We start from the raw sequence: 17,307 nt of genomic DNA, 5'->3' as shown, positions 1-17,307 counted from the left end.
ATTCGCATGAAAAAATAAAGGTACATAATTTTGGAATAAGCATACCATATAAAACTTATACACAACGTGGCTGAAAAGACAACTTTTTCTTGCCTGTGGAAAAAATAGTTTAACACAAACCTTATAGTTATCCACAACTAATTAAAAATGAAGAAAAATCCGATAAAATACCGGGAGGGGGTAAAAACAAGCAAAATAATTTTAATTATCTATAAAACAGGTATGATGAGAAAAAAGGGGGATTTTATATGACAAAAAAAGCAGTTTTCGCAGGCGGATGCTTTTGGTGTATGGTCAAACCATTTGAAGAGCAGCCAGGGATCATTTCTGTGACATCCGGTTATACAGGCGGGCATGTACCAAATCCAACTTACGAACAAGTAACAACAGGCACAACAGGGCATACAGAAGCCGTAGAGATCGAATATGACCCAGAAATTATTTCTTATGATCAGTTGGTGGAAATCTATTGGCAGCAAACCGATCCGACTGACGCGTTAGGACAGTTCGCTGATCGTGGTGATTCTTATCGACCAGTGATCTACTATAGTGATGAAGAAGAACGAAACATTGCAGAGCGTTCAAAACAAGCATTGCAAGACAGCGGGCGATTCGATAAGCCAATCGTGACAAAAATCGAACCAAGAAGCGAATTTTATCCTGCAGAAGATTACCATCAGGATTATTACAAGAAAAACAAGCTCCATTACAATCTTTATCGAGAAGGTTCTGGACGTGCCGGTTTCATTCGTCGACATTGGGGAGGCAAGAAATAAGAAGCTGAAAAAGCTACTTTTGGAACACCGTATATCAGAGGTTGTGACAAGTCGTTTGTCACAACCTTTTTTCAATACCTAAAATGAAGGACGATCAGCAATGCACTACTCAAAAAAGGAATGAAAGGCAGCTTTTCCAACTTTTTTTTATGACAGATAAAGTAAACAGAAAAAACGGTTATTCCAAACAGGCTAGCCAGAAACAAGACCCGAAGCAACTCTTCCAGAGGCAAGCCCCCACTCCAAGAAAGCACCAACAGAGTATCGCCAGCTCCGAGATAGGATTGACCATAGCGAAGGCACACACCGCCTACGATGAACGTTAACAGCACACTTTGCCATTGGAAAACGCCAGCCTGCCACCAAAAAATCCATAAGACTGCCCAGGAGCAGAATAGCGTGTGAGAATGGACCATGAAGTAAAACAAGTCCATCAACGAAAATAGCAAAGCCGAAAGCACCCAAATGAACGTCGAAAAATTTCTTGCGGAAGAAAAAGTAAAGAACCAGACAAAAAGACCACCACATAAGACTTCTGCCAGCAAATAGTAGAAGGGCAACCGACACCGGCAATAGCGGCAGCGAAAACGTTGGACGATGATCGAGAGAATCGGAATCAATTCATACCAAGAAAGCGAACGACAGCATTTGACACAATGGGATCTAGGATAAATAATAGAGTGACCTAACGGAATCCGCTGGGCGGTTAAACATAAAAATGACCCGATACAGCAACCAATGATAAAATAAAGTAACACGCCATCTCCCCCTTTTCAAAACCAAGATACGCAAGCTTAAACTAAATTTTTGTACATACATAAAATTTGAGGTGAAAAAATGAACGTTTCAATCGGATTAGATATCGGAACCACACAAACCAAAGCAGTTGCTTTCACAGATGAAGCCCAAGAAGCAGCATCCGCTTATTTTCGCTACCCTTTGATCCAAGAAACACAAGGGATGGCAGAACAAGATCAGGAATTGATCTTTCAAGGCGTCTGCACCGTTATAAAAGAAGTAATTAAACAGTTGCCTTCAGACACGACCATTCAATTTGTCTCCTTCTCCTCTGCGATGCATAGCCTGATATTGTTGGATGAAGAGAAAACACCGTTATCTCGAATGATCACTTGGGCAGATAACCGAGCAGCGGACGAAGCAGAAAAACTGAAATATACCGTGCTTGGCAAAGAATTTTATCGGCAGACTGGGACACCGATCCATCCAATGACACCATTGAACAAAATCAAGTGGCTGCAAAACAGCCAACCTGAATTATTCAAAAAAACTGCTTATTTTGTCGGTATCAAAGACTATATCTTTTATAGATTGTTTGGAGAACTCATCAGCGATTACGGAACAGCTTCAGGAACTGGATACTTTGACATCCATGAATTCCAATGGGCAGAAGAAGTGCTTGACTACTTGGGCATTCGAACAGAACAATTGCCGCAAGTATTTCCTTCCACCTATCAAGTAACAGGTCTACCGTCAGAAACAGCAGCAGAACTAGGTTTGCCAAATGATATATCATTTGTTTTGGGAGGGGCAGACGGGCCGCTTTCTAATCTAGGGTTAGGTGCTTTTGGTGATACGATCGCCGCTTTGACTGTAGGAACGAGCGGGGCACTTCGTTTTATTACTACTCAGCCTCAGTTCCATCCAGAAATGGAGACGTTTTGTTATGTTCTGGATCAGAAACATTGGGTAGTGGGAGGAGCGACTAGCAATGGTGCTGGCATCTTTGATTGGGCAGGGCATACATTTTTACAGGAAGTCGTTCAATCTGCTAAAGAAAAAGGCGAAAATCCATATGATGCACTGCTTTCGGCTATTGCTTTTGTGCCAGCGGGTGCCAATGGTCTGATTTTTCATCCCTATTTGCTTGGGGAGCGAGCACCGCTTTGGGACGCAGATGCGTTTGGCAGTTTTATCGGCTTACAGCGGCAACATACAGAAAAAGAAATGATGAAGGCGATTCTAGAAGGGATCTGTCTCAACCTTTATCGGATTTTAAAAGGAGTTTGCCAAGAAAATCAGCTCACAGAGATCCGTGCTACAGGCGGGTTTGCTCAATCTCCGATTTTTCGTCAGATGATGGCTGATGTACTGGGTTACCCGCTTGTTTTCCCTACTGTCACAGAAGCATCCGCATTAGGAGCTGTGATTTTAGGCTGGCGAAGCATCGGAAAGATTCAAAGTATCAGTGAAGCACAGGAATTGATAGAATTGAAAGAGCAAGTCGGAGTACAAGAAAACGATCATAAAAAATATCAGAAAATCTATCCATTATTTGTTTCGACACAAAAGCATTTAGCACAGACTTATCAGCAATTTGCTCAACTGCGAGAAGAATTAGCTGATTCTGAAAAATGATTGGCTTTACGGATAAAAAAGCGAAATGAAAATCGTTCTCAGGTAAAGGATTTTGTTGTACTTTTCATTGAAAGTCTACTATTATTTTAAGTGTAAGAAAATGTTAGGAGGCAAGAAAGATGAAATTCCAACAAACCAAAGAAGTATTAAATCAATTAGTTGCAGATCTAAGCCAAATGTCTGTTGTTGTTCACCAAACACATTGGTACATGAGAGGACCAGGTTTCCTTACATTGCACCCAATGATGGATGAGTTCATGGACGATTTGAACGCTCAGTTAGATGAAGTATCCGAACGCTTGATCACATTAGACGGTTCACCTTATTCTACATTGCGTGAATTTGCAGATAACACGAAAATCCCTGATGAAGTAGGACGTTGGGACCGCACGATTCCTGAACGTTTGGAAACACTTGTTGCAGGCTACCGTTATCTAGCAGATCTTTACCAAAAAGGAATCGAAGTTTCTGGAGAAGAAGGCGACGATCCAACACAAGATATCTTTATCGAATTCAAAACAGCTACAGAAAAACGTATCTGGATGATCCAAGCTCATCTAGGCAAGGCGCCAGAGATCGACGCGTAAAAACTGTTGTTGAACTTGACCGAAAAAAGGACGCAGAACTTGATAGTTCAGCGTCCTTTTTGTTTTTCATTTTGACAGGAAACGACCCTTTTATATAAAAGAAAGAAAAAGAAGTAAAGTTTCATATAAATTTTTCAATCAAGCAGAAAAACGTTGACATTGACTAGATTAGCGGGTAATATGTTAAATGGTATTGTTTGCCCCACAAAGAGCCCCGGAAACTCGAAGTGTATGTCAAACATCAGAACTTAAATTGGAGGAAAATAACGTGCGTACAACATATATGGCCAAACCAGGCGAAGTAGAACGTAAATGGTATGTAGTAGACGCAACTGATGTTCCATTGGGACGTCTTTCAACAGTTGTTGCATCTGTACTACGTGGTAAAAATAAACCAACTTTCACACCTCATTTGGATACTGGCGATTTCGTCATCGTCATCAATGCAGACAAAGTGAAATTAACAGGTAAAAAAGCGACTGACAAAATTTATTACCGTCACAGCAACTACCCAGGAGGATTGAAATCAATCACTGCTGGCGAATTGCGTGCTAAAAATTCTCGTCGTTTGATCGAAACTTCTGTAAAAGGTATGCTTCCTAAAAACACTTTAGGCCGCAAACAATTTACAAAATTGAACGTATACGGTGGAGCAGAACATCCACATGCAGCACAACAACCAGAAGTTTTAGACATCACAAACTTAATCTAATAGGAGGGAATTTCATTGGCACAAGTTCAATATATCGGCACAGGCCGTCGTAAAAACGCAGTTGCTCGCGTACGTCTAGTACCAGGAACTGGCAAAATTACTGTAAATAAAAAAGATGTTGAAGAATACATTCCACATGCTGACTTGCGTGAAGTAATCAATCAACCTTTCGCTGTTACTGAAACAAAAGGCGCATATGACGTATTTGTTAACGTAAACGGCGGAGGATACGCTGGACAATCAGGAGCTATCCGTCATGGTATCGCTCGTGCATTGCTAGAAGTTGATCCTGACTTCCGTTTAGCGCTTAAACGTGCTGGCTTGCTTACACGTGACGCACGTATGGTCGAACGTAAAAAACCAGGTCTTAAGAAAGCTCGTAAAGCTTCACAGTTCTCAAAACGTTAATATCGTTCGAGCAAAACACACCTTCTATTTGGAAGGTGTGTTTTTTTTGATTATGAAAAAATACAGAGCGAGGCGTAAGCAGAGTAAAGTAGTTTTATTTAATGGATGCGACTTCATTTGCTTATGAGTACTAGTTCAATTCTATCACTACAAGGCACTTTCAAAATTTGGAGAGTGTCAACTAATAGAAATAAAAAATGTATGTATTTTTTGCCAAAGTCAATTTTTCCTCTTTACTATGATATGATTTGATTGGTATATGATTGAAGTGGACAAGAAAGGAGTACAAATGTTTATCAATAGTGTAAATGATGCTGTTTTTTCTTGCCAAGCGTGTGTGAATGTCTATGTGTTAAAGTTGTCTAGAACTTATTTTATTCCTGTTGATGTTTTATTTATAGACCAGAGAAACAGAGCATGGGAATTAAAAAAGAAGTACTTTGAAAAGCAGATAAAATCTAAAGTGAAACAAAGGCAATTGATTGTTGCATTCAATGAAATAATTGATAAGGTGATTTTAAGAAGAGAGAAGCAACATTTTCAGTTCTCACTATCCAATCAACATTTTTTAATACGGGTAGAAAAAATAGAGGATAAAGAACATTTGATTATTTTAGGTCCTTTCTGTACGAGTGAAACTATTCAGTCCCATATAGTTCTACGTAAATGTATTCGTAAACTAAGAAAATTCTATTCCAAAAAGGTCAATAAATATCTGTACTTAGTGATAGATGAAATATTGGCTACTGAGAATTTCTATAGACATTCTTTAGGATTTTGGGCGAAGAAAATTGGGTATGATTATTCGTATTTAAGTAGAGAATTCAAGAAATATGTTGGCTGCTCATATAGTTATTATCGAGAAAAGTATAGAATTGAACATGCAAAGAATGACTTACTTATGACTCAGTTATCTATCGAAGAAATTTCTAACTTTTTAGGTTTTTATGATTCAAGTCATTTTTATAATAGTTTTTTTAAAGAAGAAAGAACTTCACCAACTTTTTTTAGAAATCGATATAAAAAATTAAATAAATAAAGGCTGGAATATTAATCCAGCCTTTATTTATTGTGTTGATTAAAAAATATAGTAAGAAGGAGCATGTCTTAAACTATTTGAACCTGTAACGCGTGCAGTACGAGTTTGTCCGGCATTACCAGTGACATGATTAGCTTTAATCACTGTTCCATTTGAGTTTAGTAACACGGCTGAAACTCGATAACGACGTGTACGATGATGAATAGTTGAGTTTAGTCTTACGTTTCCCCAAGCAACAAAAGGAAAACCATCTGTTGAAATTGTCCAAAAGCCCCAAGGGAAATGAGTTTGTCGTCTAGATAAAGGATTATCTGTGCTATTGCTTTTTTCTAACAAAATTTCATTTGAAACATCCAGAACTCTTCCGTTTTCATCAAAAACAATGCTTCCGCTATTTGGAAATGACTCTGTTATTGGCATTGTTAGTGCATCATTTTGAAATCCAACTTCATCAGCATTTACTGATACAGGCATAGCAAGGGGCAAGAGAGTAATTGCAACAAATGATACAGAAAAAATTTTTCTCATAATGCAGAGCACCTCTTTCTTTTTGTGGAAATAGATTATTCCCACATTTAAAATACTATGAGGTTAGCCATATTTTCTATGTAATATCATGACTATATACCTATATCTATTTGTAATAATATGACTTCTTAACAAACATAGATTGTTGAATGTTTAGTGTCCATCTATACTTTTAATTGACTAACTACGTTAAAAACAAGGAGTTTTGCCGATGACTAATATAGTATTGAAAAAAATCGTTTTGCTGTTGTCTATACTCTCAAGTCTTGCATTAGCTGTTGCCATTAGGAATGTGAATAGGGAAGAAGATTTCCAGAAAAAGGTAAACACGGTCGAGTATTTTACACCGTTCAGATTTCCAGAATTTATCGTAGATTCTCAGCAAGAAACTAGGGTTCTAGAAATACTTGAATCAGTCTCAGAAAAATTGAATGTAAACTATATGGCAAAAGTTTCATTCTATGGTGTGAGAGACCATACCTTTTCTGAAACAGGAGAAATCTCTTTTGATCGTTTAGGTGAAACACATACATTTTTTCTTTCCAAGCAAACAGAAACACATCTTTTGAACAATTTTTACATAGAGCCTCAAATAATCAGTGAAAAAAATTATTTTGCATCTGACTTAGAGAAATATCCAGATGCGGAATATTTAGAAAATAAACAACTGAAAAACGAAGATTTTTTTATACTACCGATACAAATGGCTGAGGCGCTAAATCCAGCTGATTTTTTTGTGGAAACGAAAGATCAAAAAACTCTAGATAGGTTCCTATCAAAATTATCTGATGAATACAATCTCTCCTTTGAGACAGCGTACGAACCCACATCTTTTCAATATGAGAATGACATAGAAACATTTGCACCATCTCGAACATTAGAAGCATCTACTTTTGTGATATTTACTCTTTTCTATAGCCTTTCCTTGATTTTATGGATACTAGAGAACAATAGACACATTGCGATCTATCGTTTAAATGGTTTAACTAGTAGAAAAATTTTAAAAAGATTATTATTAAAAGAATTAGTGATTCTTTTTCTCTTGAATCTATTGGTAGCTTTCTTCTTTGTCCTACATTCAGTGAATCATTTGTTTGTGCTAGTGCAACTGTTCTTGCTTATTTTTAGTCTAATCATTTCTTTTTTTGTGATTGATTTACTAGGCAATCTTTCATTGAATAAGCAACTAAATCGCCAAACTTTTGGTAAAGGATTCTTTTATACTATCTATTCTGTCAAAATGTTGATTTTATTTTTTAGCGTGGTACAACTTGTTCCGTTAACTGAATATGCTCGCACATTCCTTACACCAGAAGCAGTACCTGAAGAAATAAAAAATCATGCCGTTTTCTATCCAAGACTTGGCGGCAATGAAGCGACTTTGACAGATCTTTCTCAAGATATGAGAGGATTAGATAAAACAAAGTTGCTTTCGCAACTGTTGGATGATGGAGCAATCGAGGTTGATACAAGTGCTTATTTTGAAGAAGAGAATCCTTTGATCCATCAATCTATTTATGTAAATACAAACTATTTAGACAAGTATCCGCTCATCAGCATAACAAATCAGCCTCTCCAAATTGATAAAAATGAGGATCGAGAAATCATATTAATCCCAGAACGAATGATGCCCGATTTTGTTCAACTTCGTTCTTGGTTTTTGAATGAAACGAATCCTGATAGACGAACAAAAAAAGAAGAGGATGTTTTGTTTTATACCATCCAAGATGAACAAGAAATCTTTGCCTTTGACCAAGAACAGGCAATCATCATCAATCAGCCGAATATCATCCATGTATTCACTTTGAACAATCTACCCATTTCTCATAGAAATATTCTGACAGGAAATAGTTTTGCTGAACCATTAAAAATTCCATTGATTGGGACTGCACAAGAAACCTATGATAGATATCTTCCGTTATTGAAGGAAGCAGGATTGGAAGACAACTTTCCTTTTTTGATCCCAATGGAACAGTTAAGGAAAACAGAATTGCAGTTGATTTATTTGTGGGACATAAGACAAAGGATAACTGATTTATCGATTACTATTTTATTGGTTATTGTTTTGATTACCTATTCCACACTGAGCTATTTCCGCCTTTATCGGCAAAAATTTGTTGTTTGGCGGTTAAATGGTGTTTCTTTTTTCAAAACTTATAGAAGAATTTTTCTGTTGTTTGGCTTACAATATCTTTTGTTTTTTATCTATGTAGCTGTCCATTCATTTAGGATAACGGATGTCTTTATTTTTTCGTTATACATACTAATCGAATGTATTGTGCTGTTGTCTACATTTTTTTTAATCGAGAAAAAACAGAACAGATTATGTGGAAGTAAATGATTTTTTAGTTTCACAAGTAAAAATACCCTTTTGACTGTCTTTGGAAAAGTCAAACATGGGGTTGTGACAAAAGTCTTGTCACGACCCCTCTTATTTTGCAGCTAATGTCAAATTTTCAAACAGCATATATTATTTTTCATAGGTCCGTTTTTAAGGATGAGTGCTTTTCTTTTGCTTTTTATATACTCTGGCTCTTTTGACGTGTTCTGCGGTGATTCGAGGGTAGGCCATACGTACTTCTTCATCTAGGAAGCAAAGATCACAGATTGTCTGGATTCGTTGGGTCTCTGAACGAATGAAATCATCGTCTTCTCGAAAAACAGCAGCAATCAATTCAAGTTGAGAAAGACGCAAGGTGATGACTAAGCGTCCTTGTAAACTCGGATGTTCTTTCACTAAAGTTTGGAGGTCGGGAACTAAAGACAATGCTTCTTCATATCTATCAAAGAGTAGCTGGATCAAGGCATAGTTAAGTAGATGATTGGCATATTTAAAAGACCAGTCTTCTTCAAAATCACGGTAGTTCTGATAATTCTTTTTAAAGCGTGAGAGGAATAAAGGGCGGATATCATCTGCCAACATTGGCAAAATGATGCTTGCGTTATTCATTTCCTTTAGCGTCCACGTCTCCATCTGCATCAAATAATCTTCCATGAACTTCATTTCTTCGGTATTGACTTCGCTTGTCTGTGCATCGATTCGATCAATAGTAGCGAGTAAGTGGATGAGGTACGCATAAAAACGTTCTTCTTTTTTCTTACTATCTTTGTACTTCAAATAAAACTTAGGTTCTTTTTCCACATGTTGGAATCGTTGGGTTTCTTCTGCTATTTCTTTTAAGAAACTTTTCTGTCCGCGATATTTTTCTCCATAATGTAAAAAGAAAAATTCATCGGGGTTTTCTAATTCTAAATTATCGAGAACGGATAAAAAATTATCTAAAGCTAGATTTACTTCCCCCCGTTCAAAACGATAAGCAAAGGTCCGTCCAACGATTCCTCCATACACTTCCTTCATCAGCAACCCTTTGTCTATCCTGATGCGACGCGCTGTCAATCCATATTTCTCCATATACTTCCCTCTTTTGTGTTCATTATAGTGAACATAATAACATAAAAAATTGATCTGCTGATAGGATGAAAAAAACGAAGGGAGCATGGAGCATGAATACACTCACTCTTGAACAGCAATCAAAGAAACAAGTTATGAAAGCAGCAATTTCTTCTCTTATCGGGATATTTGGTTCTTCTATCTTTACATTTGGACTTAGTCTGATGCTACTTGAAAAAACCGGGTTAGCTATTTCATTTGTTTTAGCATCTGTCATTCAGCCAATACTTGCCATTTTTCTAACACCCATCGTTGGACCCATCGTGGATCGATACGATCGTAAAAAAGTGATCATCATCAGCCAGCTTGTAACGTTAGTTATTTTAGCCATATACGGTTTATATTGGGGGCTGTCTGCTCATCCGCAAAAAGGAATTCTTTTGCAATCAATCTTGCTGATTATTGTATTGAAAGCCACCGACCAATTTACTTATACTGCACAACAGGCGGCAAAACCCGATCTAGTATTGTCGGATGACTTGATGAAACTTGCCAGTTATTTGAGCATGGCTACGAGTATCTCGAGTCTACTAACAGGAGTTTTAGGTGCGGTACTTTATTCACTTCTTCCATTCTGGCTTTTTGTTTTTATCGAGATACTGACTGAGATCATGACGTTATTCATTACATTGACAATGGATTTTCGCCTTGTTCATTCACAAGAAGACCAACTGAAGAGAGCTACCGAATCAGATAAAGGTTCTTTTCTTGAAGGGTTGCGTTACATCAAACATCAAAAATATCTTATCTATTCGTTGGTTTTTGCTTTACTGATGAATTTTTTCAGTGCCATCATCAATGTAGGGCTGCCCATCATCATGCTTCGTACTTTGAAGGTATCTAATGTTCTTTATGGATTGACTGAAACATTCTTTTTTGTCGGGATGTTAGTAAGTGCCTGGTTAGCAGGAAAAATAAAAGATCCATCGGCTCCTCTTGAACGATCTCGTAAGCTTTCTTATGGCTATGCAGTTGGTTATGTAGGCATTAGTTTAATGGTTCTTTTGGTCCACGGAGAGATTCTTGCAGTTATCATTGATGGCTTGCTTCTTTTTGCGATTGCTATCGTGAACAATCTGATGAATATCCCAACTATGGTCTGGCTTCAGCGAGAAGTTCCAACGCATATACAAGGACGTCTGATGTCAACGATAACAACGATTACCATGGTGGCTAGTCCACTTGGATTAGCACTGTTTGGTGCGCTCTTTGATTGGCAGACAACGCAACCACGTCTGCGAGATAGTCTGATTTTTCTGGGAGGGAGTCTTGCTATAGTTATCCTTATAACTGGTCTGGTAAAATTACTCAAGCTTGATCTGAAAGAAGCAAAAATTTTCAGTGAAGAGGAATACAGAGAAACGACTTTGGTCGAAAAGAAAGAATCAGGAAACTGATACAAGCGTATAACAAACTGTCTGATAATAGGAAAGACACGTATTGTCAGATTGTTTTTTTGACATTCAATTGGAAAATTTACACTTTCTTTATACATTTCTGGCTGCTTTCTTTATACCCGTCAACTATACTTCACTTATCAATAAGAAAGAAGGATAAGTATGGATTTTGGAAATGAAACGGTCTTGAAAGCAACTGGTATAACCAAAAAATACGGTGCTGCCAAAGCATTAGATAAAGTATCGATCGAAATCAAACGTGGAATGATCTATGGATTGATTGGGGAAAATGGAGCGGGGAAGTCTACCTTTATGAGAACTATTATGGGTTTGATCTCGATTGACGAAGGTTCGATCGAATTATTTGGAACGACGGATTTTCAGGCAGCAAGACGACGTATGGGTCAATCGATTGAAACCCCTGCTCTTTATCCAGAATTAACTGCAAGAGATAACCTACGTATCCAAGCAGCGAACGGCGGTGTGTCGGATAGAGAAATCGAAGACCTGCTGAAAATGATGCGGTTGGAAAATACAGGGAAAAAGAAAGCAAAGAATTTCTCTTTAGGTATGCGCCAGCGTTTAGCTATTGCAAATGCACTGATCACGAATCCGGAATTTTTGATTTTGGATGAACCGACGAATGGGATGGATCCAGCGGGGATGGCAGAAATGCGAGAAATCATCCAACGTTTGGTAAAAGAACGGGGAATCACCGTCTTGCTTTCTAGCCACTTGCTAGATGAATTGTCACAGATCGCCACCCACTATGGTATTTTGCATGAAGGACACTTGATCAAAGAATTATCGAAAGAAGAATTGGCACAAGAATCTCGTCAATTTATAAAAATTGACACTTCGGCGACGGAACAAGCAGTAACGGTTCTCGACTCTCTTGGTTATAGGGATTATTTTGTCCAATCTAGCCGTGTTATCCAGCTTTTTGAAGGAATTGACCAAGTAGCAGCCATCAATCAAGCATTGGTAGAGGCAAAAGTTCCTGTGGATGGCATCCACCTAGTTGGGCAAAAACTGGAAGATTATTTCCTACAATTAACTGGAGGCAAGACACATGTTTAATCTATTAACTGCTGAAAAAATAAAAGTATGGAAGAGCCGTAAAATGTGGGTTTCACTAGGACTGATGGTCGTACTTCCGCTTTTTTATTCTTGGAACGAATGGTATATGCATACAAAATACGGCAATGAATTAAATCAAGCAACGGATACAGTCATCAACGGTGCAACAGGGATTTTAATGGTGGAAAAAATGGCTGCATGGATTCTTCTGGCTTTTGCAGCATTTGCGTGCTTTTATATTGGGGAAGAATTTCAAAACGGTACGATTCGCAATACGTTATCTTTAGGACGGAATCGAATGACTTATTATGTGTCGAAACTTCTCGTTACGCTTTTGATCACAACACTTGGCGTGGTTTTGATCACGGGTCTAGCCATGCTTGCTTACACACTTGCTTTCGGATTTGGTGAAATCGAGGGAATCAAAAACTATGGAAATTATGTTCTGCAAGTATTTCCTGTCTTGCTTCTGCTGACATTAGGGACATTATCTGTTCCAGTGGCTTTGACATTCATCACTAGAAGTACCAGTGTCAGTTTGCTTCTTTCTTTTCTTTATATCATGGGAACGGCCTTCGTTCCCGGTGTTTTCGCAAAAATCAAAGGCTTGGAATTTCTAACGGAGTGGTTTACGGAAACGTGGCTCATGTATACGGACTTTGCGCAACAAGCAACTTATTCGCAAGCACCGAAAATGATTCTGGTCAGTCTAGTAACAATCGTGGTATCATCAGCTCTAGGAATGTTTATTTTCCAAAAATCTGACATTAAGTAGGTGGTCCTGCTGGAAACTATTTTGATTATCGAAGACGATGAAGCTGTTCATTCCTTACTGGAGGAGGTTCTTGAACAGAGATACAAACTTCTCGATGCTTATTCAGGTACGGAAGGAAAATTATTGTTAAGCACATATCCTGTCGATTTGATCCTTCTAGATCTCATGCTTCCAGGGCTTTCAGGAGAAGCATTGTTAGCAGAAATCCGACAGACATCGAATGTTCCGATCATCGTTCTTTCAGCAAAAAGCGATCAAAGAGATAAAGTTTCCTTGTTGGCAGCAGGAGCGGATGACTATGTGACGAAACCATTTGATATCGAAGAACTGTTGTTACGAATCGGCATCCAACTTCGTCATCAGACTTCTGTCCAAGTAAAAGATCTGTCACAACGCATCTATTATAAGGAAATCTTACTGGACAAAGAGTCAAGGGATGTAAATGTGAATGGTGTGGCTGTCCATTTGACAGGAAGAGAATTCGATTTGCTGAAGCTTTTTTTAGAACATCCGAAAAAAGTATTTTCGCGAGCAAATCTTTATGAAACAGTTTGGCAAGAACCATATTTTGATAGTGAGAAAACAGTGAATATGCATATTTCCAATCTTCGAGGGAAACTAGCAAAGGCACATGCTGTGTATATTCATACGGTGTGGGGAGTGGGGTTTAGATTTGATTAAGTGGCTGTTGCTTCTCGTTGTTATCTTTATGGGAAGTTTTATTTTCTTCCTGCAAAGGGAAATCAAGCGATTGACTAAGAAAATCGCCACTCTTTCTGAACGACAAGAATATGGTGGTCGTCTTTCAGTCGAATTTCGAGAAAAGAATCTAATGGACCTAGTAGATGCACTGAATACATGGGTGGATGAAAATGAACAAAAAGGACAAGTATTTCAAGAAATGGAAGAAAACATCCGACTATCGATCGTCGGCCTTTCTCATGATCTCAGAACTCCTTTGACTGCTATTAACGGTTATGTACAATTACTGGAACAGGTAGAGGATACGGAGAAACGGGAGAAGTATTTAACGATCATCAAACAATCTGTTGCAAGATTACTCAGTATGACGGATCAGTTTTATGATCTTGCTCGAATAGAGACGAAGCAAAAAGAAATGGATCTCCATACGCTTTCTTTTTCTAAAGAGGTGGAAGAAGCTTTTTTCTCTTTTTATGAACAGTTTTCTGAGAAAAATATCGAGGTAGCGTTCGCTGAACACTCGATAAATACAACTGTATTAGCAGATCCGCTCATGTTGTTGCGAGTGCTGCAAAATATCATACAGAATTTATTGCGTTATGCAGATGGACAAGCAAAGGTGACATTTTCAAAAGAGGATCCATTCATTCGATTAACAGTGGCCAATCCTATCAAAGCAGGAGCACAAACCTCTGTTGAAAAAGTCTTCCAGCGTTTTTATACCGAAAATACCAGCCGCACAAATACGGAATCTAGCGGAATCGGGCTTTACCTGTCAAAAAAATTGGTGGAAGGAATGGGAGGAGAGATGACCGCTAAATTAGACGGGGACATCTTCTCCATCTCTGTCAAGTTGCGGAGGGTTTAATTATACAAGATTAGTGAGAACTAGTAGAAAAACGTATTATCTATATATATATAGATATATAGATTTAATAGAGAAAAAAGCCTGTGATATAAATATTGCTGGCTTTTTTATTGATTTGAAATAATCAAGAATATTAGAAACTTCTACATTAATCAAGAACTTTCTTCTGTATGAAAATAGAGATAATAATTGTACACTTAAGCTGTATTCAGGAGGTGAAGATAATGGGCATCGAATTTAGCGAACGGCAAATGAAAATACTATACTTTTTGATTGAAAATGAGCACACAACTTACAAAGAATTATCAGAACAATTATATGTATCTACGAAAACAATTAGCAAAGATATTTTAATTTTGAAAGAAATAATCCAAAAAATGCCAGATGTACAAATGTTGGTTCAACCTAAAAAAGGCGTTTCGCTTATTGGAAAAAAAGAAACACTTCGAAATTTATTATCCAGTCATAAAATCAATATCGCAGACTCTCCGGAGGACCGTCTAACTTATGTGTTTGCTAAATTATTGAATACTAATGATTCTCTAAAGATTCAAAATCTTGCTGACGAATTATACGTGAGCAGGTCGACGGTAGAAAGCACAATGAAAGATGTTAGAAAAAGACTAAACAAGCATGGGATGTCCTTAGTTTCAGATCGAAATGGCGTGCGCATCAAAGCTGATGAAAAAAGTAAAAGAAGGTTGATGTCAGAAGTTGTGAACTATTATTGGGGTGGCTTTACAGCATCTAACAGTAAAACAGATCTCTTAGACTTGAATATTAATTTCATTGGTGAAGCGAATAATTTCTTAAATAAGGACATATTGAAAAAAGTAGCCGAATTGCTTAATCGATACATGAATAAGACACAATTGAAATTTACAGATTATGAATTTCAAACTTTAGCTATCCACCTTGCTATTGCGATAGAAAGGATTGAAACAAGCAATTTCTTATCACGTAGTAATAATTCTGAAGAAGAAATCTCAGAGAATACACTTATTTTAATCAAAATGATTGAAAAAGCATTTTCAATTATTGTGCCAATAGATGAACAAGCTTATGTTGACATCCACATTACTTCGATTGAAAAAAATGCTATGAATCACGACTTAGATCAAACGAAGCTTTCCTATTTAGATATGGGTGTTGAGCTACAAGAGCTAGTAAGAACTAAATTAAATGAATTTTATCCTGATGAAGAATTGATCAATAATCTAGTATTACATCTCAATGCAGCAGTTAAAAGACTCAAATTGGGAGTAAATATCTATAATCCTTATACGGACAAAATCAAATATTCTTTTAAAAGGTCATTTATGATAAGTGTGGATTTATTAGAGGAAATCGAAGAGAGATTCTGTATACATTTCAATGAAGATGAAATCGCTTACGTAACACTCCATGTTCAATCACTTTTGGATCGTTACAAACCTGACAAAACGAAAGTGATATTAGTTTGTAGTAGCGGATATGGAACATCAAAATTATTAGAGCAAAGAATAAATAACGGTTTTGCAGATATGGTTGAGATAGAAGATGTACTAAGCATCAATGAACTACAAGATCGAAAAGTCACTGATGAACTTGTTATAAGCACGATTCCGATTGAAAATACAAATTTTCCTGTTATTGTTGTTAGTCCTTTGATGTTAGGGGCAGATGTCAGAAAAGTAAAACAGTATCTACAGTTAAATGAACAAACAGAAGATGCTTTTCTAAATTTATTAGATAAACGATTTTGCTTTTTTACCCACCAAATAAAGGATAATCAAGTGAACGTTTTAAATATAATTACCAAAAAATTGGTAAAAGAAAATTACGCGAAAGAAGGGATACTAGAGGGAACAATCAAAAGAGAAAAACTATCTTCAACAGCGATGAATGATTTTGCTATGCCGCATATTGAAGTAGATTTTATAAAAAAACCAGTAATCTGTGTCTACGTTAATCCAGAAGGAATTGATTGGGATGGGACACTTGTTCATTCTGTTTTCTTTTTTGCACTTAATGAAAAAGTAAAACCTGAATTGAATAAAATTTATGAAACATTCAATGAAATCGCTTCGAATCATGAGTTATTAGCAAATTTAAAAACGAGTTCGTCGTTTGAAAAATTAGTTTATATATTGAAAGAAGGCTTATAAATGATCAGTGAAAAAATCAATATAAATAATATAGTGATAGATTTAAATGCATCTGATAAAAAAAGTGTAGTCGAAAAATTATCGAAATTGTTAGAGACTAATGGGTTTGTGTCTGACCACAAACAATTTCAAAAAGACGTATTTGACAGAGAAAACCATATGACCACAGGAATTGGGAAAAATATCGCCATTCCTCATGGCAAAAGCCTAGCAGTAATTGAATCAACAGTGGCTGTAGCCAAGTTAAAGCGGTCTGTTGAATGGGGCGCATTAGATGATCAACCAGTTGATCTCGTCTTTTTGTTAGCAATAAAAGACACTGATAAAGGTACTAATCATTTACGTATTTTAGCAGAATTATCTGGAAGATTGATGGATGACGAGTTTGTTAAAAGAATAAAAGATTCGAGAAATAAAAAAGAATTGGTAAAAGCTCTATCATTTTAAAAGGAGGAATTTCA

Annotated in this window: 17 protein-coding genes; 14 read left to right on the top strand and 3 right to left on the bottom strand. The window is 37.0% G+C overall.

The window, feature by feature from the left end:
• The first annotated feature begins 248 nt into the window (after window positions 1–248).
• Entirely contained in the window at window positions 249–776 is a 528-nt protein-coding gene (msrA, locus tag RWU19_RS02640; RefSeq protein WP_316002705.1) for a peptide-methionine (S)-S-oxide reductase MsrA, read from the top strand.
• Window positions 777–847: 71 nt separating this feature from the next.
• Here the strand turns inward: msrA and RWU19_RS02635 are convergent, their stop codons facing one another.
• Window positions 848–1,534: an A24 family peptidase gene (locus tag RWU19_RS02635; protein WP_123837757.1), complete on the bottom strand. Its 687-nt coding sequence runs from the start codon at window positions 1,532–1,534 to the stop codon at window positions 848–850.
• A 79-nt stretch (window positions 1,535–1,613) separates the two neighbouring features.
• Here RWU19_RS02635 and RWU19_RS02630 point away from each other — a divergent pair, with 79 nt between their 5' ends.
• From RWU19_RS02630 to RWU19_RS02610, 5 genes are all read left to right on the top strand, one after another.
• A complete protein-coding gene (locus RWU19_RS02630; protein WP_087062877.1) occupies window positions 1,614–3,152 on the top strand; it encodes a gluconokinase in 1,539 nt (512 codons plus the stop codon).
• 119 nt (window positions 3,153–3,271) lie between these two features.
• Window positions 3,272–3,739 (top strand): Dps family protein, encoded by a 468-nt coding sequence (locus tag RWU19_RS02625; RefSeq protein ID WP_002310545.1) that lies wholly within the window; start codon window positions 3,272–3,274, stop codon window positions 3,737–3,739.
• A 283-nt stretch (window positions 3,740–4,022) separates the two neighbouring features.
• Entirely contained in the window at window positions 4,023–4,451 is a 429-nt protein-coding gene (gene rplM / locus RWU19_RS02620) for a 50S ribosomal protein L13 (RefSeq protein WP_002323724.1), read from the top strand.
• Window positions 4,452–4,466: 15 nt separating this feature from the next.
• On the top strand, window positions 4,467–4,859 hold the full coding sequence (rpsI, locus tag RWU19_RS02615; protein ID WP_002287505.1) for a 30S ribosomal protein S9: 393 nt from the start codon (window positions 4,467–4,469) through the stop codon (window positions 4,857–4,859).
• Window positions 4,860–5,148: 289 nt separating this feature from the next.
• Window positions 5,149–5,898 carry a helix-turn-helix domain-containing protein gene (locus RWU19_RS02610; RefSeq protein WP_160769826.1) on the top strand — a complete coding sequence of 250 codons (750 nt, stop codon included), beginning with the start codon at window positions 5,149–5,151 and terminating at the stop codon, window positions 5,896–5,898.
• A 39-nt stretch (window positions 5,899–5,937) separates the two neighbouring features.
• On the opposite strand, the gene RWU19_RS02605 is transcribed toward RWU19_RS02610, so the two are convergent.
• A complete protein-coding gene (locus RWU19_RS02605) occupies window positions 5,938–6,426 on the bottom strand; it encodes a hypothetical protein (RefSeq protein WP_123837758.1) in 489 nt (162 codons plus the stop codon).
• Window positions 6,427–6,637: 211 nt separating this feature from the next.
• Here RWU19_RS02605 and RWU19_RS02600 point away from each other — a divergent pair, with 211 nt between their 5' ends.
• Window positions 6,638–8,767: a hypothetical protein gene (locus RWU19_RS02600; RefSeq protein WP_123837759.1), complete on the top strand. Its 2,130-nt coding sequence runs from the start codon at window positions 6,638–6,640 to the stop codon at window positions 8,765–8,767.
• A 150-nt stretch (window positions 8,768–8,917) separates the two neighbouring features.
• On the opposite strand, the gene RWU19_RS02595 is transcribed toward RWU19_RS02600, so the two are convergent.
• Window positions 8,918–9,838 (bottom strand): transcriptional regulator, encoded by a 921-nt coding sequence (locus RWU19_RS02595; protein ID WP_123837760.1) that lies wholly within the window; start codon window positions 9,836–9,838, stop codon window positions 8,918–8,920.
• Window positions 9,839–9,903: 65 nt separating this feature from the next.
• On the opposite strand from RWU19_RS02595, the gene RWU19_RS02590 reads away from it, so the two are divergent.
• The 7 genes from RWU19_RS02590 to RWU19_RS02560 all read left to right on the top strand — a co-directional run bounded on the left by RWU19_RS02590 (window position 9,904) and on the right by RWU19_RS02560 (window position 17,293).
• Window positions 9,904–11,274 carry an MFS transporter gene (locus RWU19_RS02590; protein WP_375730962.1) on the top strand — a complete coding sequence of 457 codons (1,371 nt, stop codon included), beginning with the start codon at window positions 9,904–9,906 and terminating at the stop codon, window positions 11,272–11,274.
• 162 nt (window positions 11,275–11,436) lie between these two features.
• Window positions 11,437–12,354 carry an ATP-binding cassette domain-containing protein gene (locus tag RWU19_RS02585; RefSeq protein WP_123837762.1) on the top strand — a complete coding sequence of 306 codons (918 nt, stop codon included), beginning with the start codon at window positions 11,437–11,439 and terminating at the stop codon, window positions 12,352–12,354.
• Window positions 12,347–13,129, top strand: a complete 783-nt coding sequence (locus tag RWU19_RS02580; protein WP_002315833.1) for an ABC transporter permease subunit — start codon at window positions 12,347–12,349, stop codon at window positions 13,127–13,129. Before RWU19_RS02585 ends, RWU19_RS02580 begins: the two co-directional genes overlap by 8 nt.
• Entirely contained in the window at window positions 13,130–13,810 is a 681-nt protein-coding gene (locus tag RWU19_RS02575; protein WP_002303698.1) for a response regulator transcription factor, read from the top strand. It abuts the gene before it with no gap.
• Complete coding sequence (locus RWU19_RS02570; protein ID WP_123837763.1) at window positions 13,803–14,699, top strand: sensor histidine kinase; 897 nt, start codon at window positions 13,803–13,805, stop codon at window positions 14,697–14,699. The genes RWU19_RS02575 and RWU19_RS02570 overlap by 8 nt, the downstream gene beginning before the upstream one ends.
• Before the next feature lie 224 nt (window positions 14,700–14,923).
• On the top strand, window positions 14,924–16,846 hold the full coding sequence (locus tag RWU19_RS02565; protein ID WP_185022570.1) for a BglG family transcription antiterminator: 1,923 nt from the start codon (window positions 14,924–14,926) through the stop codon (window positions 16,844–16,846).
• Window positions 16,847–17,293 (top strand): PTS sugar transporter subunit IIA, encoded by a 447-nt coding sequence (locus tag RWU19_RS02560; RefSeq protein ID WP_002302514.1) that lies wholly within the window; start codon window positions 16,847–16,849, stop codon window positions 17,291–17,293.
• Window positions 17,294–17,307: the final 14 nt, after the last annotated feature.

Origin of the sequence: Enterococcus sp. 2STP (assembly GCF_032465635.1) — a bacterium.
In the GTDB taxonomy this organism is placed as follows: domain Bacteria; phylum Bacillota; class Bacilli; order Lactobacillales; family Enterococcaceae; genus Enterococcus_B; species Enterococcus_B lactis.
The sequence above is the reverse complement of the archived record's forward strand: the minus strand, read 5'-3'. Positions and strand labels throughout refer to the sequence as shown.